Origin of the sequence: Pseudomonas sp. Sample_21 (genome assembly GCF_004307525.1) — a bacterium.
Classification (GTDB): Bacteria; Pseudomonadota; Gammaproteobacteria; order Pseudomonadales; family Pseudomonadaceae; genus Aquipseudomonas; species Aquipseudomonas atacamensis.
The window spans coordinates 78,057-101,281 of record NZ_RCNZ01000138.1 but is presented as its reverse complement, the minus strand read 5'-3'; the positions used below and the strand labels follow the sequence as shown (position 1 = coordinate 101,281).

General features: G+C 56.5%; 22 protein-coding genes. 10 read left to right on the top strand and 12 right to left on the bottom strand.

Going from position 1 to position 23,225, the window contains the following annotated elements:
* Window positions 1–27: 27 nt before the first annotated feature.
* Entirely contained in the window at window positions 28–600 is a 573-nt protein-coding gene (locus tag D8U71_RS26305; RefSeq protein WP_016772573.1) for a xanthine phosphoribosyltransferase, read from the top strand.
* A gap of 132 nt (window positions 601–732) precedes the next feature.
* On the opposite strand, the gene D8U71_RS26300 is transcribed toward D8U71_RS26305, so the two are convergent.
* Window positions 733–2,655: an acetyl-CoA hydrolase/transferase C-terminal domain-containing protein gene (locus tag D8U71_RS26300; protein WP_130889069.1), complete on the bottom strand. Its 1,923-nt coding sequence runs from the start codon at window positions 2,653–2,655 to the stop codon at window positions 733–735.
* Between the two features lie 591 nt (window positions 2,656–3,246).
* Between D8U71_RS26300 and lanM the strand changes: the two genes are divergently transcribed.
* The 4 genes from lanM to D8U71_RS26280 are packed head-to-tail and all read left to right on the top strand — an operon-like array spanning window position 3,247 to window position 8,649.
* Complete coding sequence (gene lanM / locus D8U71_RS26295; protein WP_130889068.1) at window positions 3,247–6,177, top strand: type 2 lanthipeptide synthetase LanM; 2,931 nt, start codon at window positions 3,247–3,249, stop codon at window positions 6,175–6,177.
* Window positions 6,174–7,052, top strand: coding sequence for an ABC transporter transmembrane domain-containing protein (locus tag D8U71_RS26290; RefSeq protein ID WP_125916825.1), 879 nt, complete (start codon window positions 6,174–6,176; stop codon window positions 7,050–7,052). Before lanM ends, D8U71_RS26290 begins: the two co-directional genes overlap by 4 nt.
* Before the next feature lie 3 nt (window positions 7,053–7,055).
* A complete protein-coding gene (locus tag D8U71_RS26285; RefSeq protein ID WP_130926274.1) occupies window positions 7,056–7,937 on the top strand; it encodes an ABC transporter ATP-binding protein in 882 nt (293 codons plus the stop codon).
* Window positions 7,930–8,649, top strand: coding sequence for an AAA family ATPase (locus D8U71_RS26280; protein WP_125916829.1), 720 nt, complete (start codon window positions 7,930–7,932; stop codon window positions 8,647–8,649). Before D8U71_RS26285 ends, D8U71_RS26280 begins: the two co-directional genes overlap by 8 nt.
* Before the next feature lie 55 nt (window positions 8,650–8,704).
* Here D8U71_RS26280 and D8U71_RS26275 read toward each other — a convergent pair whose 3' ends face one another.
* The 5 genes from D8U71_RS26275 to dadA form a co-directional block, all read right to left on the bottom strand.
* Window positions 8,705–9,118, bottom strand: a complete 414-nt coding sequence (locus tag D8U71_RS26275; protein ID WP_039757383.1) for a c-type cytochrome — start codon at window positions 9,116–9,118, stop codon at window positions 8,705–8,707.
* A gap of 181 nt (window positions 9,119–9,299) precedes the next feature.
* Complete coding sequence (locus tag D8U71_RS26270; protein WP_016772566.1) at window positions 9,300–9,848, bottom strand: cupin domain-containing protein; 549 nt, start codon at window positions 9,846–9,848, stop codon at window positions 9,300–9,302.
* A gap of 88 nt (window positions 9,849–9,936) precedes the next feature.
* Window positions 9,937–11,010, bottom strand: a complete 1,074-nt coding sequence (gene alr / locus D8U71_RS26265) for an alanine racemase (protein ID WP_130889066.1) — start codon at window positions 11,008–11,010, stop codon at window positions 9,937–9,939.
* A 93-nt stretch (window positions 11,011–11,103) separates the two neighbouring features.
* Entirely contained in the window at window positions 11,104–11,457 is a 354-nt protein-coding gene (locus D8U71_RS26260) for a RidA family protein (RefSeq protein ID WP_016772564.1), read from the bottom strand.
* Window positions 11,429–12,733 (bottom strand): D-amino acid dehydrogenase, encoded by a 1,305-nt coding sequence (gene dadA / locus D8U71_RS26255; RefSeq protein ID WP_130889065.1) that lies wholly within the window; start codon window positions 12,731–12,733, stop codon window positions 11,429–11,431. The genes D8U71_RS26260 and dadA overlap by 29 nt, the downstream gene beginning before the upstream one ends.
* A gap of 153 nt (window positions 12,734–12,886) precedes the next feature.
* Between dadA and D8U71_RS26250 the strand changes: the two genes are divergently transcribed.
* Entirely contained in the window at window positions 12,887–13,375 is a 489-nt protein-coding gene (locus D8U71_RS26250; protein ID WP_130889064.1) for an Lrp/AsnC ligand binding domain-containing protein, read from the top strand.
* 120 nt (window positions 13,376–13,495) lie between these two features.
* On the opposite strand, the gene D8U71_RS26245 is transcribed toward D8U71_RS26250, so the two are convergent.
* Window positions 13,496–13,849 carry a YkgJ family cysteine cluster protein gene (locus D8U71_RS26245; protein ID WP_071172244.1) on the bottom strand — a complete coding sequence of 118 codons (354 nt, stop codon included), beginning with the start codon at window positions 13,847–13,849 and terminating at the stop codon, window positions 13,496–13,498.
* Between the two features lie 146 nt (window positions 13,850–13,995).
* On the opposite strand from D8U71_RS26245, the gene D8U71_RS26240 reads away from it, so the two are divergent.
* On the top strand, window positions 13,996–15,306 hold the full coding sequence (locus D8U71_RS26240) for an FAD-binding oxidoreductase (protein WP_130889063.1): 1,311 nt from the start codon (window positions 13,996–13,998) through the stop codon (window positions 15,304–15,306).
* Window positions 15,307–15,426: 120 nt separating this feature from the next.
* Here the strand turns inward: D8U71_RS26240 and D8U71_RS26235 are convergent, their stop codons facing one another.
* Window positions 15,427–15,669, bottom strand: coding sequence for a DUF1127 domain-containing protein (locus D8U71_RS26235; protein ID WP_016772560.1), 243 nt, complete (start codon window positions 15,667–15,669; stop codon window positions 15,427–15,429).
* 175 nt (window positions 15,670–15,844) lie between these two features.
* Here D8U71_RS26235 and D8U71_RS26230 point away from each other — a divergent pair, with 175 nt between their 5' ends.
* Both D8U71_RS26230 and D8U71_RS26225 read left to right on the top strand, forming a co-directional pair.
* Window positions 15,845–17,266 carry a PLP-dependent aminotransferase family protein gene (locus tag D8U71_RS26230; RefSeq protein WP_130889062.1) on the top strand — a complete coding sequence of 474 codons (1,422 nt, stop codon included), beginning with the start codon at window positions 15,845–15,847 and terminating at the stop codon, window positions 17,264–17,266.
* A 61-nt stretch (window positions 17,267–17,327) separates the two neighbouring features.
* Window positions 17,328–18,896: a phospholipase D family protein gene (locus D8U71_RS26225; RefSeq protein WP_024014795.1), complete on the top strand. Its 1,569-nt coding sequence runs from the start codon at window positions 17,328–17,330 to the stop codon at window positions 18,894–18,896.
* A 33-nt stretch (window positions 18,897–18,929) separates the two neighbouring features.
* Here D8U71_RS26225 and D8U71_RS26220 read toward each other — a convergent pair whose 3' ends face one another.
* On the bottom strand, window positions 18,930–20,075 hold the full coding sequence (locus tag D8U71_RS26220) for an MFS transporter (protein ID WP_130889061.1): 1,146 nt from the start codon (window positions 20,073–20,075) through the stop codon (window positions 18,930–18,932).
* Between the two features lie 260 nt (window positions 20,076–20,335).
* Entirely contained in the window at window positions 20,336–21,829 is a 1,494-nt protein-coding gene (locus D8U71_RS26215; RefSeq protein WP_016772556.1) for an aldehyde dehydrogenase, read from the bottom strand.
* A gap of 236 nt (window positions 21,830–22,065) precedes the next feature.
* Here D8U71_RS26215 and D8U71_RS26210 point away from each other — a divergent pair, with 236 nt between their 5' ends.
* Window positions 22,066–22,428 (top strand): cupin domain-containing protein, encoded by a 363-nt coding sequence (locus tag D8U71_RS26210; protein ID WP_073470919.1) that lies wholly within the window; start codon window positions 22,066–22,068, stop codon window positions 22,426–22,428.
* Window positions 22,429–22,589: 161 nt separating this feature from the next.
* Here D8U71_RS26210 and rpmG read toward each other — a convergent pair whose 3' ends face one another.
* Both rpmG and rpmB read right to left on the bottom strand, forming a co-directional pair.
* Entirely contained in the window at window positions 22,590–22,745 is a 156-nt protein-coding gene (rpmG, locus tag D8U71_RS26205; protein WP_016772554.1) for a 50S ribosomal protein L33, read from the bottom strand.
* An 11-nt stretch (window positions 22,746–22,756) separates the two neighbouring features.
* Window positions 22,757–22,990 (bottom strand): 50S ribosomal protein L28, encoded by a 234-nt coding sequence (gene rpmB, locus D8U71_RS26200; protein ID WP_007920377.1) that lies wholly within the window; start codon window positions 22,988–22,990, stop codon window positions 22,757–22,759.
* Window positions 22,991–23,225 lie beyond the last annotated feature (235 nt).

The following is a 23,225-nucleotide window of genomic DNA, read 5'->3' as shown; positions in this document are numbered from 1 at the left end:
CCCATCGCGCCAACAGAGGAAGCTGTTGTGGAAGCACTGCACAAAAAAATCCGCGAAGAAGGCATCGTGCTTTCCGATCAGGTCCTGAAAGTCGACGCTTTCCTGAACCACCAGATCGACCCGGCCCTGATGAAGCTGATCGGTGACGAATTCGCCGCGCTGTTCAAGGATTCCGGGATCACCAAGATCGTTACCATCGAAGCCTCGGGCATCGCCCCGGCGATCATGACCGGTCTGAACCTCGGCGTGCCGGTGATCTTCGCCCGCAAGCAACAGTCACTGACCCTGACTGAGAACCTGCTTTCGGCGACCGTCTACTCGTTCACCAAGAAGACCGAAAGCACCGTGGCCATCTCCCCGCGCCACCTGACCAGCAGCGACCGCGTGCTGATCATTGACGACTTCCTGGCCAACGGTAAGGCCTCGCAAGCGCTGATCTCGATCATCAAACAGGCCGGCGCCACCGTTGCCGGTCTGGGCATCGTCATCGAGAAGTCGTTCCAGGGCGGCCGCGCCGAACTGGACTCGCAGGGCTACCGCGTCGAGTCGCTGGCTCGCGTGCAATCGCTGAAGGATGGCGTCGTCACCTTCATCGAGTAACCAGCGGCACCGAGTTATACCCTGTGGGAGCGAGCATGCTCGCGACGGCATTGTGTCAGTCATCCTGTTAAGTGAATGACACACCGCTTTCGCGAGCAGGCTCGCTCCCACAGTGGGTTCTCGGCTGGTCAGTTATTGCGCGGTAGCTTTGAGGCCTGTGAGCAGCAGGCGTTGGAAAAGGTCCTCCTTCAAGCCTTCCGGATTCGTCAGCTGCATCCGCTCAAGATGTTCCGGGAACACTGAGGCCTCCGGCGCATCCAGCGCTGCCTTGCCCAAGTCGAGAATCTCGGTCAGCTTGAACTTGCTCTTCAGCCAGTTCAGCGCCCGCAGCAGATCCCGTTCGATGGCGGTGAAATCACAGCCCAGCGGATACTCCGGAAACAGGTTCGGATGCCGTGCGGCAATCGCCTGCAAGCGTTGCGGTGTGTTGTCGGCAAATCGTGGATCGAGACGGAAGTCCTTCGGCAGCTTGCCGACTGTCTGCGCCTGTTCGATCAGTCCCGGCTGAAACCGCGAGTCGCTGATATTGAGCAACGCTTCGATCACCGCCGCGTCGGGTTTGCCGCGCAGATCAGCGATGCCGTACTCGGTGACGACGATGTCGCGCAGGTGCCGCGGGATCGTGCAGTGGCCGTAGTCCCAGACGATATTGGAGCTGACCTCGCCGCCGGACTCGCGCCAGCTGCGCAGGATCAACATCGATCGCGCGCCCTCCAGCGCGTGGCCCTGAGCAACAAAGTTGTACTGGCCGCCAACACCGCTGAGCACGCGTCCGTCCGCCAATTGATCAGCCACGCCGGCGCCGAGCAGAGTCATGGTGAACACGGTGTTGATGAAGCGCGCATCGATGCGCTGCAAGCGCTTGAGCTCTTCCTGGCCGTACAGCTCGTTGATGTAGCTGATGCGGGTCATGTTGAATTCCAGCAGCTTGCTTTGCGGCAACTCGCGCAGCCGCTCATAAAAACTGCGCGGGCCAAGGAAGAAGCCGCCGTGGACGCAGATACCGTCAGGCTGTGCCGCTTCATCGAGGGTGCCAGCGTTGGCCTGCTCCTGGGTCGGCACATCCGGATAGACCTTGCGCCGGATGATCCCGGCATCCGCCAAAACCAGCAGCCCGTTGACGAACATCTCGCTGCAACCGTAAAGGCCTTTGGCAAATGGCGTGGTGCCGCCCTCGCGCTGGATCAATTGCGCCCATTGACTGAGGTTGATGTCACCGAGCAACGCCTGATAACCGGCGTTATCGGCCTGACGGGCAAGCAACGCAGCGGTCAACGCATCCCCCATCGAGCCGATACCAATTTGCAATGTGCCGCCATCGCGCACCAGCGTACTGGCGTGCAAGCCAATGAAATGATCCTGAAAGCCCACGGGCATGTTCGGCGTTGAAAACAGCGTGCTGCTGTCCTTCTCGTCGATCAGAAGATCAAACGTGTTGATATCGACTTCCGCATCGCCGGGCATGTACGGCAGATCCGTATGCACCTGGCCGACCAGCACAATGGTCTCCCCCGCTTCGCGACGCTTGGCGATCATCGGCAACAGGTCGAGGGTGATGTCCGGGTTGCAGCTCAGGCTTAAGCGATCAGGGTGTTCGCTGCTGCTGGCGAGCAATTGCGCCACCAGATTGAGACCCGCTGCGTTGATGTCGCGAGCGGCATGGCTGTAATTGCTGCTGACGTAATCCTGCTGCGCCGGCGCGCTGTTGAGCAGACTGCCAGGCTGCATGAAAAACTGCTGGATACGAATGTTGGCGGGCAGGCTGTCGCGCTGCAGATCGGCGAGGAAATCGAACTCCGGATAATCACCAAACACCCGCTCTACAAAGGGCTCGATAAAGCGCTTCTGCAAGCCATCGCCCAGATTCGGCCGACCAAGGCACAGCGCGGTATAGATCGTCAGCTGCCGCTCGGGCAGGTCCTTGATGCGCCGGTACAGCGCGTTGACGAAGTGATTCGGCTTGCCCAACCCCAGCGGCAGGCCCATGTGGATGTGCGCAGGCAAACGCGCCAATACGTCGTCCACCGCCTGTTCGATCGAACACAACTGCACCATCTGAAGCCTCCCGCCCGTTCCGTTGATAGGGGTAGACCGAGATTGCCGGGGAATTACTTCAGAGGGAAGGTGATTAAAAAGAAAAACCGCGAAATTTCTTGATGGGTCGAACCTCAAGTTAGGTTGCAAATACCTACAAAAAATATATAGCAATAACAATGAATTGTCCGCGCCCAATGAATCACCTCACAAACTTCTAGGTATTTTTCCTACATCGAACCGAATTTAATCATGCATGACTACAGGAAGCGTCTGAATTGAAGTTATTTCAATCCTCGCTAGGATTCATAACGTAACACTCCAGAAACTTATGCCATCAAGGCAAACACTAATTCACGTCAAGGCTCAATTATGGAAATCGACTTCTTAGCAATCCGTCGTGCCCGAGCACGCGTTCTAAACTCAACGACACCAATCTCAACTTTGGCGATTCAAGCATTCAGTAACTTGAGCGCAGCAAGCAGCGGTTCACGACCATGCACTAGCTGCTGTTCACAGTGTTGGCAAGGATGCTGCTACGCGACCTATATGTAAATAAAATTGGGTGGCACTCGAACCGAGTGGCCGCCCTCACTATTTAAGGATAAGACAATGAAAAATCCTAAAGATTTTTTAAGCGGAACAACGCCCATGAAACGCGGCTACGCTACTGACTGTCCAGTCTGGCCATACCTGTCTTATTACATCTTCCATATCGAAAAACAATTTCCGAAATCATGTAAAAACAACGAAGCATTGAAATCAACGGTCATCAATGGCTTTGTAACCAACCTTGCAGCACGACTTACTAACGCGGCAAATAATGTCTTGATAACGGAAAAAATAGTGTTTGAAAAGACCATCAGCAGCAAAATGGAGACTTCTGCATATTTCAAATTGGTTGGTGAAAATAGGAACTACCTCCTCGACATTATTAGCGCCTACCCTGAAATGGATCGAGTCCTGACCAAACTTTCAAATAATTTTATCGAATTCACGATACAGTTAGTCCTCGCTCTCATCGAAGACAGACAAGATATAAACAAAAAATTCGATATACCGACCGGATCCACACTTTCCTCCGTTGATGTTTCATCCAGCGAAACTCACATTGGATCTAGGACCGTTTGTATACTTTCTTTTGGTTCCATTAAGATAATTTACAAACCGAGAAATTTGGAACTTGAAGCCGAAGCATCTGATTTACTACTGCATTTGAGCAATGCTGCCGGAGATGATTACGAAAACTGGAAATTACCAAGGTATCTTGTAAAAAAAGAACACGGCTGGTCAGAGCACACACCTCAAACTCAGGCAGAAAACGAAGCCGAAGTTTCTTCTTACTTTAAAAGAGCTGGATTTCTATTAGGCTACTGCACCACTTTTATGGCCGCCGATATTACCTCTGACAATTTGATTGCACATGGCGCAAGCCCTATCCCAATTGATCTCGAAACCATTTTCTATAGCACCCTTAATATTGAAACCATTCCAAAAGAAGTACGCTGGAATGTCACCCAAACAAGCATACTTCCAAACTGGACGTGGAAAGGCACCGACGGCATAGGTGTAGACCTGAGTGCGTTAGGTGGACTATCGGAGCAATATGTCAGCTTAAATCTGTATCAACATCTGGAAGACGAGAGTGGACAGAGCCAGTTTGGCATGGACGGAGTGAAAATATTTCCAAACCAAAACGTTTTGTATATCGATGGAAAAGCGGCGCAGCCGTGGCACTACGAAAAAGAAATCATTGAAGGCCTGAACAAATTGTTCTCCATTGTGAATAGTAATCAGGCTTCAATCATCGAAATTATTGGTTCTCTCCGAGGAAGAAGAAATAGGTATATTCCGAGGCCGACCGCCACATATCACTACGCTATCCAATGCTCCTTGCATGCGACTTTAATGCGATGCACTAAAAAACGTAGAGCCTTCCTAGAGAACATTCTCAATAACGACACCGCCCCTGCCATAGGCTTTCTCAAGGCAGAGATCGCCGCTTGCTTGGATTTAGACGTACCTTTTGCTCAAGGACAAACTGGGGCCCTTGAATTCTTTGAACCAAGATACGATGGCAATGGCCACCTAGATAGCAATGACTATATAAACGGAATCGATAACAGCCTCCAATACGTTCAAACCATGAGCAAGAACAGAATCGCATTTGAAGAAAAACTGACTGCGAATACTTTATTAGCAATGAAAAATATGTATGAACATGGTGATAAGCTGACGGACCACACATTCAGACAATACGACGACCTGAACGACCCTCGGTATTCAAACGTAGATGAGATCATTAACAAACTCAGGTCATCATCAGAGGTCAATGCGAAGTTGATCAATGAGATGTTAGGCAGTGAAATTTCCAGCAATGGACTTTGGTTGGGATTTCATTCATCACCTGGCGGTTACATGGAGTTCTCAGAGTTAGGGGACGATTTCTACTACGGCCTGTCCGGCATTCTCTACGGGTGCGTGGTCGCTACTAGCCGCAGCAGCGCTATAGATAAAAAGCTGGTAAGCCAACTGCTAAATATTTGTTACAGCAGAGTGATCCAAAAACTTTCGAATAAAGGTACGCATTTAGGTGGTTTTCACTTCGGCTTATCCTCCGCAATTATACCGCTATTGATAAGCCTAGACTATTTTGATGATGAAAGGGAACACGAACTACTACAACTCTACAAGAGATATGTTGAAGAGGCACTCATTGAGCCTTGGTGGCAAAAATACTTTTGGGGCTCGGACTTTCTATCAGGTATGTTCGGAACTTTAAACGTACTGACTCATCTCTTCAGCCTCACGAAAGACAAATGCTTTTCTGATTTAGCGAAATCCTTATACGATAAGTTAAAAACAGAACTCACGCCTATAGCCGGCCGCAAACTAGCGACATTTGATAATGCAGTCACTACTAGAAGCGATGCTCTATTGAGCGGATTGTCCCATGGCATTATGGGGTGCGCATATTCGTTATTTTATTTCAACGATCTGATCGCAAAAGACGACTCAATCAAGAATTTATTCTTAGGATTTCTATCTTGGGAGCTCGACCAATATGATGGAACGATTGAAAACTGGCATGACTATAGAAAACGTTCAGCATCAAGTGCGGGCGAGTTTTCATGGAGCCATGGCTTACCAGGAAACTTCTTGGCAATAGATTATTTTGCTAGAAAGGGAGTGAGACTGGCAACAGAGTTCTTGGAGAAACATCCGTCTAAGACTGCATTTTCTTACTACGATCTAGAAAAAAGAAAGCGCCCTATTAACGACTCTTTATGTCATGGCGCTTTTGGAATTCTTAATATAATTAAAAAGCTTTCACCAGATTCGCTAAGTAACCCTAAGATATTTCTATGGTCAAACATCATCAACCTCAGTGAGCAAAGCAGTCGAAACCTTAGAACAAAGACTGCAGATCCTTTGGGTTTGTGGATTGGAAGAGTGGGATCGCTAATCGGCTCAATTGGGCTAATCGAGCATGACTATGAATTTCCATTCCTCCCCCACCAAATGGGGTTTCTAGAATCATGAAGGATAATCTAAAACTCTGCTGCTTTGGTGTAGGCATTGCGATTCTTACAAGCGCATCACCCTATTTAATAGGCAACTCAATCAATCTATACTTGGCAAGTGACAGTTTATATTTATACGCGCTCGCGGGCGCTTCGTTCTCCCTCATCGCCACGCCCCCATTAAAGCTGGCAGCCAACATCTATCTACAAAAAACCGCGTCCAAAACAAGATTTATTCTGAAGAAGGCAATCCTGAATCACCTACTAGACAGAAGCTTCGAGCATACGCAAAAACCAGGCGAGCGGATCGAACTCATCGATGGCGACGTTGATGGCTCGATATATTTGTATCACTCAATTTATCTGGATGTATCGCTGAACTGCAGCATCATTATCGCTGCTCTCCTGGTGACTGCCCACTATCATCCACTTCTGGCACTCGCACCACTTACCGGCCTCGTTTATGCTATTGCGGCATACCTTATAACTCGAAAAAATAGCAACTCACTGTTTGCTGAGTACGTTCAAGAAAACACCGTAACAATAGGCGCCATCTGTGAGCTTTTGCTTAATGCAAAGCCATACACAAACAGGATCAAGATCGATATAAAAAATATCGAGCGCCTCGCTTTTCGCTCAAGTCTCAAAGCCACAACATTCGAATCAATGTCAGGCACATGTTATCCGGTAGCGATAGTGGTTTTATTATTGGTATCGGCCCATCTGCTAAGCGTTGGCGAAACGAATATAGGCTCAATTTTTGCCTCAGCCATCTATCTTGAACGCGTTCTGAGCCCCACGATGTCACTGATATCTATCTACTACTCGAGCAGAGAGGCATCTTATAGACGTAGTCGAATTCGTAGCTACGAACTGCAGCACGAGGGGCATTGAACTATGTTTATATGCTTGCGAAATAACCTGACCGTTTTTCTGCTTTCGGTTATTTGCCTTACCGTAGCAAGTATATGTCAATTGTTAATACCATCAGTCATCGCAAAGAGCCTGTCGGCTCTTACTACTGGCTCCATTAACGCTGAATTTTATTTCACTCTTATCGCTGTTTTTCTAACCAAGCTATCAAGCCAAGCTCTGGGCAATTCCTTGGCAACGCTCATAGAAGCAAGATCCCGCTTTCTACTTATCAACTTCATTGTGCATGATAAACGCCCCTCTCCATTATGTTCTCGGGTGACATTGATAAAAGAAGACGCGGAAAAAATTGCTTCCGTCATTCATGACACAATCCACCTCATGGGCTCTTGCATTTTGACGGTTTCCGCAGCCTATATTCTGCTCCGGGAAAACATCTATTTCTTCCTGCCCATCGCTTTAATTATTGTGTTGACGTGTGTGCAATTAAGATTTGCCAAGCCTGTAATCCAGCGGTTATATGCAGCAGAAATGTCGAAGGAAGATTTGTACAAAGAGTCGCTTATCAGCGCCTTCAACGTTTCCAGCGATGGCAAGCAAAGTAAAATGCAACTCATCAGAAGCTATGGATATTTGAAGGACACGGTAAGAGCACGCTACAAGTATCTGAAAGCAAGCGCCATACAATCCTTCTGGCCGGAAATGGCTATATCGGCGGGGACGGTATCGGTTATTTTCTTCAGCGCCGCTGCCACGCCGGAATTATTTGGCGAGCGTCTTATTGCCTGTCTCGGTTATATCGGAATTTTTACCATGGCCAGCACTGGTTCGATAAGACTCGGCATAACGATGATTGGCGTGAAGGTATCCGTCGATAGAATCTTCAGAGGGCATCGATATGAATGATCTGTTTATCCAGCAAATACGCCTGAAGCCAGACATGACGGTGGGTGACCGGCTACAAAACCTCTTCCCGCTTGAGCTCAGCAACTCGATAACGGTTTTTATCGGCGAAAATGGTGCTGGGAAATCCACATTACTTGAAGCTATTGCCATCAAGTCAGGCTGCAATCCAGAAGGCGGTGGGAAGAATTTCAATTTCTCGACTGAGAATACTCATTCAAAACTGTACGAAAGCCTGACGCTCTCAAAAGGCTACCGAAGGGAGAAGGACGTTTTTTTCTACAGGGCAGAAACCTTCTACAACTTGAATACTGCAATTCGCAAGCTTGATGCAGAGGCGAGCTTTGATCCCGAAATAAAGAGCTACTACGGCGGCGTGGATATGCATTGCCTGTCGCACGGTGAAGCCATGGAGGCGTTGTTTCAACATCGATTCAAAGCCCAAGGTCTGTATGTGCTCGACGAGCCGGAAGCATCGTTATCCCCGTTGAGGCAATTGGTTTTTATCAACCGGATAATGGAGCTGTCGCGCGGCGGCGCGCAGTTCATCATCGCTACTCACTCTCCCCTCATCATGTCGATCCCGGGATGTGATCTTAGGCAGATATCAGGAGGGCGCTGCGAGCAAATAGCGCCTGAAGATACCGATGCTTACGCCGTGTACAAAGCGGTGCTCAATTCTGCCGGCGCCTACATCACGAAAAACATGCAGTGAGATTGCAGGCGCAAAAAAACCGTCCGAAGACGGTTTTTTTCAAAGCCGGCGCTGATTACAGACCGGACATCTCTTTGATCGCGCCCTTGAGCTCTTCATCGGAGCAATCGGCGCAGGTGCCTTTTGGCGGCATGGCGTTGATGCCGGTGATGGCCTTGGCGAGGATGCCGTCCAGACCACCCTGATGATCGGCGCGCTCCTTCCAGGCTGCCTTGTCGCCGATCTTCGGCGCGCCGAGCAGGCCCGTGCCGTGACAAGCGTTGCAGTGCTTGGCGATCACGTCTTTAGGGGCCTTTGCTCCGCCGCCCCCGCCAGCGGTAGCAGCCACTTCCATACCCTTGCATTCCTGCCCTTGAACACACACCTGGCCGACGGGCTCGAGGCGTTTGGCGATGTCGTCATTTGTCGCAGCTTGAGCGCTGACAGCCCAGAGGGCCAGTACGGTTGCTGGTGCAGCCAGCATTTTCATAATTAGGTTCACGCGTTCACCCTCAATGGTGGCTATTCACGCCTGCGGCCACGGTTCGCAGGCGGGCGCAAGTATAGCGGGTAGGCCGCTGTACTGAAACAACCCCATGCTTAGAGGGGTTTTGTTGCCCATCGGTAAATCGGTTCGGGCACCTTCGCCGCCATGGCCTGGCGCCTTCTGCTTAAAAATTCGCCGGCGTGGCTGCGCTGATTAGTCGCGCCGGCACGTCGAACGGGTTACGGAAGCGATGCGGCTTGGTACTTTCAAAATAGTAGCTGTCGCCGGCTTCGAGGATAAAAGTTTCCAGCCCTACCACCAGCTCCAGGCGACCTTCCACCAGAATTCCGGTTTCCTCGCCCTCGTGGGTGAGCATTTCTTCGCCGGTGTCGGCGCCCGGCGGGTAGATTTCGTTGAGGAACGCGATGGCGCGGCTCGGGTGGGCGCGGCCGACCAGTTTCATGGTCACGGCGCCGTCGGAGATGTCGATCAGCTCATTGGCCTTGTAGACGATCTGAGTCGGTTGGTCCTGCAGGATCTCTTCGGAAAAGAACTCGACCATCGACATGGGAATGCCGCCGAGCACCTTTCTCAGCGAACTGATCGAAGGGCTGACGCTGTTCTTTTCGATCATCGAAATGGTGCTGTTGGTGACGCCCGCGCGTTTGGCGAGTTCACGCTGGGAAAGCCCTTTGAGCTTGCGGATCGATTGCAGTCGTTCACCGACGTCCAAGGCGGGAGCCTCCTGATGTTGTAAGAATATTGAGCGTTATCATGGCGACAGCGTTCAGTATTTACAACAGCTGGCCCCCGCAGCGGCGTCAACCCTCGGAATAGAGCCTTGGCACCCGTTTCAGGTTGCAGAAGATCTGATACGGGATGGTATCGGCCCACTTTGCCACGTCGCTGGCGAGGATGTTTTTACCCCACAGCTCGACAGTTGAACCCAGCCCCGCTTCCGCTACGTCGGTCAGATCGATGCAGAGCATGTCCATCGACACACGCCCCAGCAGGCGGCTGAGTTTGCCGGCCACCAGCACCGGCGTGCCGGTCGGCGCCTGGCGCGGGTAGCCGTCGGCGTAACCCATGGCGACCACGCCGATGCGCATCGGCTTGTCGGTGATGAATCTGGCGCCATAGCCGATCGGTTCGCCGGCCGGCAATTCACGCACACTGATGACTTTCGATTCGAGAGTCATCACCGGTTGCAGGCGTTCAGCGACGGCGTTGGCTTCTTCGAACGGGGTCGCGCCGTAGAGCATGATGCCCGGACGTACCCAGTCGCTTTGGATTTCTGGCCATCCGAGCACCGCTGGCGAGTTGCGCAAGCTGACTTCCGCCGCCAGCCCCTGACGCGCCGCTTCGAACACCGCGACCTGCTCGGCACTGCTTTGCGCATGCAGTTCATCGGCGCGGGCGAAGTGGCTCATCAACACGATTTTTGCCACTTTGCCGCTGGCCAGCAGACGCTGATAGGCCGCTGGATAATCTTTCGGATGCAGGCCGACGCGGTGCATGCCGGAATCGAGCTTGAGCCATACCGTGATCGGTTTGCTCAGGACTGCCTGCTCGATCGCTTCGAGCTGCCACAGCGAATGCACCACGCACCAGAAATCATGCTCGACGATCAACGCCAGCTCATCGGCTTCGAAGAAGCCTTCCAGCAGCAATACCGGCGCGCGAATCCCGGCAGCGCGCAGTTCAAGCGCTTCCTCGATGCAGGCCACGGCAAACCCGTCAGCCTCGGCTTCCAGCGCCTGGGCGCAACGTACCGCGCCATGGCCATAGGCGTCCGCCTTGATCACCGCGAGCGCCTTGGCGCCGGTGACTTCGCGGGCAATTCGGTAGTTGTGGCGCAGGGCTTGAAGGTCGATCAGGGCACGGGCAGGACGCATGGCGGCAGACTTCTGGGCGGTCATGGGAAGAAAAACCGGCGCTGACTGACGACGTGAACCGCCAACAGCACCGGGAGAGGGATCTTGGGAACGTTATGGCAGCGCGGCGACGATGGATATCTCCACCAGAATGCTCGGCTTGGCCATCTTCGCTTCGACGGTGGCGCGGGCCGGCGCGGCGCCTTTGGGCAGCCACTGGTCCCACACCGCGTTCATTCCGGCGAAGTGCGCTTCGATGTCATTCAAATAGATCGTTGCCGACAACAGATGCTGTTTGTCCGTCCCGGCCAGATCGAGCAGACGTTCGATATTGGCCAGCACGTCGCGGGTCTGCTGTTCAATTCCGGCGTCGAAGTCGTCGCCGACCTGCCCGGCCAGATACACGGTGCCGTTGTGGCTGACGATCTGACTCATGCGCTCATTGGTGAGCTGGCGCTGGATTGACATGTTTTGCGGACTCCTGGGTCTGGTTGCCGTAACGGGAAATATCGAGGCCTTCAGCGCTGATCTGCGGCTTTTTCTTCGCCATCAGGTCGGCGAGCAAACGGCCGGAACCGCAGGCCATGGTCCAGCCAAGCGTACCGTGACCGGTGTTGAGGAACAGATTCTTGAACGGCGTGGCGCCAACGATCGGCGTACCGTCCGGCGTGGTCGGGCGCAGGCCGGTCCAGAAACTCGCTTCGGCCAGATTGCCGCCCTGAGGATAAAGGTCGTTGACGATCATCTCCAGGGTTTCGCGCCGACGTGGGTTCAGCGACAGATCAAAACCGGCGATCTCGGCCATGCCGCCGACGCGGATGCGGTTGTCGAAACGGGTGATCGCGACCTTGTAGGTCTCGTCGAGAATGGTCGACGTCGGCGCCATGTCCGGGTTGGTGATCGGCACGGTCAGCGAGTAGCCCTTGAGCGGATACACCGGGGCCTTGATGCCCAACGGCTTGAGCAGCTGCGGCGAGTAACTGCCGAGCGCCAGCACGTAGCGGTCAGCGGTTTCCAGCTTGCCGTCAATCCACACGCCGTTGATTCGATCACCGGCGTAGTCGAGTTTCTGGATCTCCTGGCCGAAACGGAATTCCACGCCGAGCTTGCGCGCCATTTCAGCGAGACGGGTGGTGAACATCTGGCAGTCGCCGGTCTGGTCATTGGGCAGACGCAGCGCGCCAGCGAGAATGTCAGTCACGCCTGCCAGCGCCGGTTCGACGCGGGCGATGCCGGCGCGGTCGAGGACTTCAAACGGCACGCCGGATTCCTTCAGTACGGCGATGTCTTTGGCGGCGTTATCCAGTTGCGCCTGAGTACGGAACAACTGCGTGGTGCCGAGGCTGCGGCCTTCGTAGGCGATACCGGTTTCGGCGCGCAATTCATCGAGGCAGTCACGGCTGTACTCGGACAGACGCACCATGCGCTCCTTGTTCACCGCGTAACGGCTGGCGGTGCAGTTGCGCAGCATTTGCGCCATCCACAGGTATTGGTCGATATCGGCGGTGGCCTTGATCGCCAGCGGCGCGTGGCGCTGCAGCAGCCACTTGATGGCCTTGAGCGGCACGCCCGGCGCGGCCCACGGCGAGGCGTAACCCGGCGAGACCTGGCCGGCGTTGGCGAAACTGGTCTCCATGGCCGCAGCAGGCTGCCGGTCGACCACCACCACTTCAAACCCGGCACGGGCCAGATAGTAAGCACTGGCGGTACCGATGACGCCGCTACCCAAGACCATGACGCGCATTTTCAATCCCTCATCGCGGCTTTTCGCCGAACTGTTTGTTAGAGCAATGATGGGCGCAGTGTAAAAAAGAAATGCCAGTGCTTTTCACTATATAAGCGCCTATATTTGGCGACAATTCTCGGCAAAAACCCTTTTCACGGAGGCGCATCCCCTATGCGTACCAACACTCAGACCAAACGTGAGCTGGACAAGATCGACCGCAACATCTTGCGCATCCTGCAAGCGGACGGGCGGATTTCCTTCACCGAACTGGGCGAAAAGGTCGGCCTCTCGACCACGCCGTGCACCGAGCGTGTGCGGCGTCTGGAGCGCGAGGGGATCATCATGGGCTACAACGCCCGGCTCAATCCGCAGCATTTGAAGGGTAGCCTGCTGGTGTTCGTCGAGATCAGCCTCGACTACAAATCCGGCGACACATTCGAAGAATTCAGACGCGCGGTGCTGACGCTGCCGCATGTGCTGGAGTGCCATTTGGTGTCAGGGGATTTCGACTATCTGGTGAAGGCGCGGATTTCCGAGATGGCCTCGTATCGCAAACTGCTCGGCGACATTCTCTTGAAGCTGCCGCATGTGCGTGAATCGAAGAGCTATATCGTCATGGAAGAGGTGAAAGAGAGCCTGTGCCTGCCAATTCCGGACTGATCACCGCAATGATCGTTCCCACGCTCTGCGTGGGAATGCAGCCCGGGACGCTCTGCGTCCCAAAGGCCGAACGCGGAGCGTCCGAAGAGGCATTCCCACGCAGAGCGTGGGAACGATCGCTTACACCAACACCTGCCGATTCGCCGCCATGTACTCGAATATATGCTTTTCCACCCGCGGATGAATCAGCTCCACCGGCCGCCGCTCGTTCGGGCATGGCAGCGTCTTGGTGGTACCAAACAATCGACAGATCAGCGGTCGCTCTTCATACACCGTGCAGCCATTCGGCCCCAGGTGCACACAATTGAGTTCTTCCAGCGCGGCATCCTGCTCGGCGCGGGTCTTGCGCGGCAGCCGGGCCATTTCCTCGGGCGACGTGGTCACCGGCCCGCAGCAGTCGTGGCAGCCCGGCACGCAGTCGAACGTGGGGATCTGCTGACGCAGGTTGCGGATTTTCTGGCTGTTGCAGCTCATCGAAACGGTGACCAAAGTGGCGGGATAACGATTGTGCCGCAAAAGCCCGGATCCAGACACCGCAGGCCGACCGATGTTGCCCACGTTCGGGCGTGCGGCTTATGCTCCGTCAAATTTTCTCGACACTCAGCCGTTGGATGATGCCCATGACCGCCCGCGCCCAGACCACCGCGAGCCAACCCCACGTTGCCTCTTATTACGCCGCCAGCAGCCTGTCGCAGCCTGACCATCCCGTGCTGCAAGGCGAGGTAGTGGCGGATGTCTGCGTGGTCGGCGGTGGCTTTTCCGGGCTGAATGCCGCGCTGGAACTCGCCGAACGCGGTTTCAGCGTGGTTTTGCTGGAAGCGCACCGGATCGGCTGGGGCGCCAGCGGTCGCAACGGCGGGCAGTTGATCCGCGGTGTCGGTCACGGCCTTGATCAGTTCGCCAATGTCATCGGTGCCGAAGGCGTGCGCGAGATGAAACTCATGGGCCTGGAAGCGGTGGAGATTGTCCGCCGGCGCGTCGAGCGTTTCGGCATTGCCTGCGACCTGACCTGGGGCTACTGCGACCTCGCCAACAAGCCTTCCGATCTCGACGGTTTTGCCGAAGATGCCGAAGAGTTGCGCGGCCTCGGTTACCGCTACGAAACCCGCTTGCTGCAAGCGAACGAAATGCACACCGTGGTCGGTTCCAAGCGCTATGTCGGCGGCTTGATCGACATGGGCTCCGGACATCTGCATCCGCTGAATCTGGCACTGGGCGAAGCGGCAGCGGCGCAGCAACTGGGCGTGCAGCTGTTCGAGCGTTCGGCAGTGACGCGCATCGATTACGGCCCCGAAGTAAAGGTGCACACCGCGCAAGGCTCGGTGCGGGCGAAGACCCTGGTGCTGGGCTGCAATGCCTATCTCAATGACCTCAACCCGCAACTGAGCGGCAAGGTCCTGCCTGCCGGCAGTTACATCATCGCCACCGAACCGCTGAGCGCAGAGCAGGCGCACAACCTGCTGCCGCAGAACATGGCGGTCTGCGACCAGCGGGTGGCGCTGGATTACTACCGGCTCTCGGCGGATCGACGTTTGCTGTTCGGCGGCGCGTGTCATTACTCGGGACGCGATCCGAAAGACATCGGCGCCTATATGCAGCCGAAGATGCTTGAAGTGTTCCCGCAACTGGCCGGGGTGAAAATCGATTATCAGTGGGGCGGAATGATCGGCATCGGTGCCAACCGCCTGCCGCAGATTGGCCGGCTCGCCGAGCAGCCGAACGTGTATTACGCCCAGGCGTATTCCGGACATGGCGTGAATGCCACACACCTGGCCGGCAAGCTGCTTGCCGAAGCAATCAGCGGGCAGCACAGCGGCGGCTTTGATCTGTTCGCCAAGGTGCCGCACATCACCTTCCCGGGCGGCAAGCATTTGCGCTCGCCGTTGTTGGCGTTGGGGATGTTGTGGCATCGGCTGAAAGAGTTGGTCTGACGAATCAGGATCGTTCCCACGCTCCGCGTGGGAATGCATCCAGTGACGCTCTGCGTCACAGCGGACGCAGAGCGTGCGGGGCGGCGTTCCCACGCAGAGCGTGGGAACGCTCTGTGGTATTCATATCCGCCAAAACGGCTTCAACCCCTCCTCCCTTGCCTGCTCCAGCGTCAGCCCGACATCCTTGAGCTGCTCCGGCGTCAGTCCCAACAACGCCTTGCGCGTGTGCAGACGATGCCAGAACAGACCCCAGCGACTGAGGCCGGACGGTGCGTTACGCAGCAGATTGCGCGCGCTGTCCTTCTGCCCTGCCGCCAGTTCCTGACTGTGTAACGTCAGCCGCACATCGCTCAAGCCGTTCATTTTCGTTGCTCCTGTTTACTTGGGTAGCCAGAGATTCCATGATGCGCGGGCGAGCAAAACCATTACAGACTCAAAGAACCTGTATTAACTCCATACAGATTTGCCGATTCACCGACTGAATGACTGATTTTTGCCGCATCTGTACTGGTTTCCACCAAGACGCACCGAGGCCACCATGACTCTGTATGTAAATCTCGCCGAATTGCTCGGCACCCGCATCGAACAAGGCTTCTATCGTCCTGGCGATCGCTTGCCGTCGGTTCGAGCCTTGAGCGTCGAGCACGGAGTCAGTTTGAGCACGGTGCAGCAGGCCTATCGCGTGCTTGAAGACAGCGGCCTCGCCACGCCGAAACCCAAGTCTGGCTACTTTGTCCCAGTCGGCCGCGAGTTGCCGGAGCTGCCCGCAGTAGGCCGCCCGGCGCAACGGCCGGTAGAGATTTCGCAATGGGATCAGGTGCTGGAACTCATTCGCGCGGTGCCACGCAAGGACGTCGTGCAATTGGGCCGTGGCATGCCCGATGTCGGCTCGCCAACCATGAAGCCGCTGCTGCGCGGGCTGGCGCGTATCAGTCGCCGGCAGGACATGCCTGGTCTGTATTACGACAACATCCACGGCAACCTCGAACTGCGCGAACAGATCGCACGGCTGATGCTCGATTCCGGCTGCCAGTTGAGCGCCAGCGATCTGGTGATCACCACTGGCTGCCACGAAGCGCTGTCCACCAGCATCCACGCGATCTGCGAGCCGGGCGACATCGTCGCGGTGGATTCGCCGAGTTTCCACGGCGCCATGCAGACCCTCAAAGGCCTGGGCATGAAAGCCCTGGAGATTCCCACCGACCCGCTCACCGGGATCAGCCTCGACGCCCTTGAACTGGCGCTGGAACAGTGGCCGATCAAGGCCATTCAGCTCACCCCCAACTGCAACAACCCGCTCGGCTACGTGATGCCCGAGTCGCGCAAACGCGCGCTGTTGACGCTCGCCCAGCGTTTCGACGTGGCGATCATTGAAGACGATGTGTATGGCGAACTGGCCTATACCTATCCGCGCCCGCGCACGATCAAATCCTTCGATGAAGACGGCCGCGTGTTGCTCTGCAGCTCGTTCTCCAAAACCTTGGCGCCGGGGCTGCGCATCGGCTGGGTGGCGCCGGGCCGATATCTGGAGCGAGTGCTGCACATGAAATACATCAGCACCGGCTCCACCGCACCACAACCGCAGATCGCCATCGCCGAATTCATCAAGGCCGGCCATTTCGAGCCGCACTTGCGGCGTATGCGCATGCAGTACCAACGCAATCGTGACGCGATGATCGACTGGGTGACGCGCTACTTTCCCGCCGGCACCCGCGCCAGTCGCCCGCAGGGCAGCTTCATGCTCTGGGTGGAGCTGCCGGAAGGTTTCGACACGCTGAAACTGAATCGCGCGCTGCACGATCAGGGCGTACAGATTGCCGTTGGCAGCATCTTTTCCGCCTCGGGCAAGTACCGCAATTGTTTACGGATGAACTACGCTGCCAAACCAACAGCGCAGATCGAAGAAGCGGTGCGCAAGGTCGGCTCTGCGGCAATCAAACTACTCGCTGAGACCGACTGACCTTTTTTGCGCGCCCGGCGTCCAAATTGCCGACCTCAGCCGCCAACCGGAACGATCCTACGTGAGCTTCAGACAGCCCTTACTCGCTTCACTGATACTCGCCTCGTTTCTCAGCGGCTGCGCCAGCCTCGATGTGCCGCGCGAACCAAGCCAGGCCCTGCCGGCGTCGGACTCCAGCTTCGGCCGCTCGATCCAGGCTCAGGCCGCACCCTACAAAGGGCAATCGGGGTTTCGTCTGCTCTCGGACAGCGGTGAGGCCTTTACCGCCCGGGCCGAGCTGATTCGCCATGCCCAGGTCAGCCTCGATTTGCAGTACTACATCGTCCACGACGGCATCAGCACGCGGATGTTGGTGGAGGAAGTGCTCAAGGCTGCCGACCGTGGCGTGCGCGTGCGCATCCTGCTCGACGACACCACCAGCGACGGCCTCGACCAGATCATCGCCACCCTGGCGGCGCATCCGCAGATCCAGATTCGTTTGTTCAATCCTTTGCACCTGGGGCGCAGCACCGGCGTAACGCGCGCGGCCGGGCGACTGTTCAATCTGTCCGTGCAGCATCGGCGCATGCACAACAAGTTGTGGCTGGCGGACAACAGCGCGGCCATCGTCGGCGGGCGCAATCTGGGCGATGAATATTTCGACGCCGAACCCAACCTGAATTTCACCGACATCGACATGCTCAGCATCGGCCCGGTGGCCGAACAGCTCGGACACAGTTTCGACCAGTACTGGAACAGCGCGCTGAGCAAGCCGATCGACGAATTCCTCTCCAGCCAGCCGACCGCCGCTGACTTGGAAAACACGCGCACGCGCCTGGAAGAATCACTGGAAGAAACCCGCAAGCAGAACCACGCGCTCTATCAACAGTTGATGAAGTTCACAACCGACCCGCGCATGGACATCTGGCGTAAAGAGCTGATCTGGGCCTGGAACCAGGCCTTGTGGGACGCGCCGAGCAAGGTCCTGTCCAAGGGCGAACCGGATCCGCATCTGCTGCTGACCACGCAACTGGCGCCGGAACTGACCGGCGTCAGCAAAGAGCTGATCATGATTTCCGCCTACTTCGTGCCCGGCCAGCCGGGGCTGGTCTACCTGACCGGGCGCGCCGATGCCGGAGTCTCCGTGAGCCTGCTGACCAATTCACTGGAGGCCACCGACGTGCCGGCGGTGCATGGCGGTTATGCGCCCTATCGCAAGGCGTTGCTTGAACACGGGGTGAAACTCTATGAACTGCGCCGCCAGCCTGGGGATAACTATGGCAGCGGGCCGCGGGTGTTCTACAGCAAGTCGTTTCGCGGTTCGGATTCGAGTTTGCACAGCAAGGCGATGATCTTCGACCGGCGCAAGTCGTTTATCGGCTCGTTCAACTTCGACCCGCGCTCGGTGCTGTGGAACACCGAAGTCGGCGTGCTCGTCGACAGCCCGGAACTGGCCGAGCATGTGCGCGCACTGGCATTGCAAGGCATGGCGCCGACCTTGAGTTATCAGGCGAAACTCGAGGACGGCAAGGTCGTCTGGGTCACCGAGGACAACGGCCAGATGCACACTCTGACCAAGGAGCCGGGGAGCTGGTGGCGGCGCTTCAACTCGTGGTTCAGCACCAGCGTCGGCCTGGAGCGGATGCTGTAAGTCCGTCTGTTGATGATCCCTTGTGGGATGCGCTCAGGCTGCTTCTGCTGTTGTGCCAAAGGCGCCTTGGCGCAACAACAAAAGCACCAGACCAAACGCCCCAGCCGCCATCAACAGCGGCAACGCATGACCATTGATCCACTGACTGCCCGCCCCTGCCGCCAACGGCCCGACCAGACAACCGACACCCCACAACTGCGCGATATGCGCATTGGCGCGAACCAGCGCATCGTCTCGATAACGCTCGCCAATCAGAATCAGCGACAGGGTGAACAAGCCGCCGGCACTGGCGCCGAACAGCACCCACAACGGCCAGATCAGCAGCGTGTCGAGCAACATCGGAATGGCCAGACTCGACAGCATCAACACCACCGCGCATCCGGCGAACAGCGTGCGCCGCGACAGGTAATCGGCCAACGCGCCGATCGGCAACTGCAGCAGCGCATCGCCGACCACCACCGTGCTGACCATGGCCAGGGCGATTTCGGCGGTGAACCCCTGTTGCAGGCAGTACACCGGCAGCAGTGTCAGGATCATCGCCTCGAACGCGGCAAACAACGACACCGCCCAGGCAATCGCCGGCAACTCGCGGGCGAAGCCCCACAGATCGCCAAACGTGACGCTGTTGGCCTCACTGCTCGGCGCCCCGCTGCGCCCCAGCAGCAGAAAGGGCGAGAGCGTGAGCAGGCCGACCCCGACCCAGAAACCGTAATCATGCTCGGTACCGAGCGCCCCCAGCAGCAACGGACCAGACAGTTGGCTCAGCGCATAGCTGCTGCCATACAGCGCTACCAGACGCCCGCGCCACTGCTCGATCACCAGTTGATTGATCCAGCTCTCGCCGAGGATGAACACGATGGTCAGGATCACCCCGATCAGCAGGCGCAGCAGCAACCAGATCGGGTAACTCGGCAGCAGCGCCAGCAGGCCGATCGACAATGCCCCGGCCCACAGGCACAAACGCATCAGGTTCGCCGTGCCGAAATACGCGGCGAGGTGGCTGGAAATCTTCGCCCCGAGCAGCACGCCGATTGCCGGCATGGCCGCCATCACACCGATGGCGAACGAGCCGTAGCCCCAGCCCTCCAGACGCAACGACACCAGCGGCATGCTGACCCCCAGGGCCAGGCCGACACTCAAGACAGACGCCAACACGGCGAAATACGTCGCCCAACGCATGTTCCACGCTCCTGTGGATATTTTTATATGCACCACAAAATCACTGTGGGAGCGAGCCCCTGTGGCGAGGGGATTTATCCCCGTTGGGTCGCGCAGCGGCCCCAAAACCTGCATCCACGATGTACCAGGTACACCGCGTGCAATGGTTTAGCGACTGCTTCGCAGCCGAACAGGGATAAATCCCCTCACCACAGAGGCTCGCTCCCACAGGGGATCTCTGTAGGTTCGAGAGCCTGATTAACTCAGGCTCTCTTAATGAATCACAGCTTGATCCACGTGGCCTTCAGCTCGGTGTACTTGTCGAAGGCATGCAGCGATTTGTCGCGACCGTTGCCCGACTGTTTGAAGCCACCGAACGGCGCGGTCATGTCGCCGCCATCGTACTGGTTGACCCACACGCTACCGGCGCGCAAGGCCTTGGCGGTCAGGTGCGCCTTGGAGATGTCCTGGGTCCACACCGCTGCGGCCAGACCGTATGGCGTGTCGTTGGCGATCTGGATGGCTTCTTCGGCGCTATCGAAAGCGATCACCGACAACACTGGGCCGAAAATCTCTTCCTGGGCAATCTTCATCGCATTGCTCACACCATCGAAAATGGTTGGCTCGACGTAAGTGCCACCGGTCTCCTGGAGGATGCGCTTGCCGCCGGCGACCAGTTTGGCGCCATCGCTATGGCCGGATTCGATGTACGACAGCACGGTGTTCATCTGCTGGGTATCGACCAGCGCACCGACGTTGGTCGCCGGGTCCAGCGGATTGCCCGGCTTCCAGGCTTTCAGCGCCTCGATCACCATTGGCAGGAATTTGTCCTTGATCGAACGCTCGACCAGCAGGCGCGAACCGGCGGTGCACACTTCGCCCTGGTTGAAGGCGATGGCGCTGGCGGCGGATTCAGCGGCGGCCTGCAGATCCGGCGCATCGGCGAAGACGATGTTCGGGCTCTTGCCGCCGGCTTCCAGCCAGACGCGTTTCATGTTCGATTCGCCGGCATAGACCATGAGTTGCTTGGCAATCTTGGTCGAACCGGTGAACACCAGCGTGTCGACGTCATTGTGCAAACCCAGCGCCTTGCCGACGGTGTGGCCATAGCCCGGCAGCACGTTGAGCACGCCTTTCGGAATCCCGGCTTCAATGGCCAGCGCAGCGATGCGGATGGCAGTCAGCGGCGACTTTTCCGACGGCTTGAGGATCACCGAGTTACCGGTCGACAGCGCCGGGCCGAGCTTCCAGCAAGCCATCATCAGCGGGAAGTTCCACGGCACGATAGCGCCAACCACGCCCACCGGCTCACGGGTCACCAGACCTAGTTGGTCATGCGGGGTGGCGGCAACTTCGTCGTAGATCTTGTCGATCGCTTCGCCGCTCCAGCTCAACGCCTGCGCCGCGCCCGGTACGTCGATGTACAGCGAATCGCTGATCGGCTTGCCCATGTCGAGGGTTTCCAGCAGCGCCAGTTCTTCAGCGTGCTGTTTCAGCAGGCTGGCGAAGCGGATCATGGTGGCTTTGCGTTTGGTCGGCGCCAGGCGCGACCAGACGCCGGAATTGAAAGTAGCGCGGGCGTTTTCTACAGCACGGTCGGCGTCGGCGGCGTCACAGCTGGCGATCTTGCCGAGCAGGCGGCCATCGACCGGGCTGATGCATTCGAAGGTTTCGCCGGAGACGGCGTCAGTGTATTCGCCATTCAGGAAGGCGCGGCCTTCGATTTTCAGATCGCGGGCGCGTTGTTCCCAGTCGGCACGAGTCAGGGTGGTCATTCGGGTGTCCTCCTCTTATTGAATACGAGCACCGCAAGCGCTGCGGCGCTGTTCAAGAATCCTGCCCGGCCAGCCTGCACTTTCGGCCCGAGGCACCCGCCACCCTAAACCAGCGACCGGGTTTGTTTCAATATATTTGACATAAGCTGGCCATACGGCCTTGCGGTGTTCATTTTAATAAACATAGACTTTGGCCCATTCCAGCCAATGCGCCGTCACTAGCGGAGAAAACAACAATGAACATCCAGAACGTCGTCGACATCAGCCTCGCCAGCAGCGAAGCCGAGCGCTATCGGCCGGACCCGGCGAAAGTGCTAAAGGGCGATCCTGAGCAGGCGGTGTTTCATCAATACGAAAGCCCTTGTGGGCAAATGGGCGTGGGTGTGTGGGAAGGCGCGGTGGGTCAGTGGACGGTGAATTACACCGAACATGAGTACTGCGAGATTCTGCAGGGGGTTTCGGTATTGCGTGACAGCGATGGCAATGCCAAGACCTTGCGCGCTGGTGATCGCTTCGTGATTCCGGCGGGGTTTCGCGGCACCTGGGAAGTGCTGGAGGCTTGCCGCAAGGTTTATGTGATCTTTGAACAGAAGGCTTGAGTCTTTGCGCTGATTTCACCGCCCTCTTCGCGAGCAGGCTCGCTCCCACATTCGAACGTATTCCATTGTGGGAGTGCAGGACAGGCAACACCAAATGCAAGGCAAACAAAAAAGGCCCGTATCTCACGATACGGGCCTTTTTCGCAGTCAGGAAAAATCAATTACTTGATTTTGCCTTCCTTGTACATCACGTGCTTGCGAACAACCGGATCATATTTCTTGATCTCGATTTTGTCCGGGGTAGTACGCTTGTTCTTGTCGGTAGTGTAGAAGTGACCAGTACCGGCGCTCGAGATCAAACGAATCAATTCACGCATGATTAGCTCCCTTAAATCTTGCCATCGCGGCGAAGTTCGGCGAGCACGACAGTGATGCCACGCTTGTCGATGATACGCATGCCTTTGGCAGATACGCGCAGACGCACAAAACGTTTCTCTTCTTCAACCCAGAAGCGGTGATGCTGCAGGTTCGGCAGGAAACGACGACGGGTTTTGTTGTTTGCGTGGGAAATGTTATTCCCAGTCACCGGACCCTTACCGGTAACTTGACATACTCTCGACATGCCTCAGCCCTCTAAAACCACATGCCCAACCCGGCATGGGTTGGCCGCTTAATCTCTCAGTCATTTGGCGCCAGGCGCCGCGTTTCTTTAGAGGTCTTACCGGCTACACCTACAGTGAAGGAACCGGGCCCCTAGAAAAGAGCGCTGCTTTATACCAGAAAGACCGGGGTGCAACAACAATCGGTGTGCAATCAATCGGCAAAAGGGCGATTTTTTCCGCCGCAGACGCCTTGGA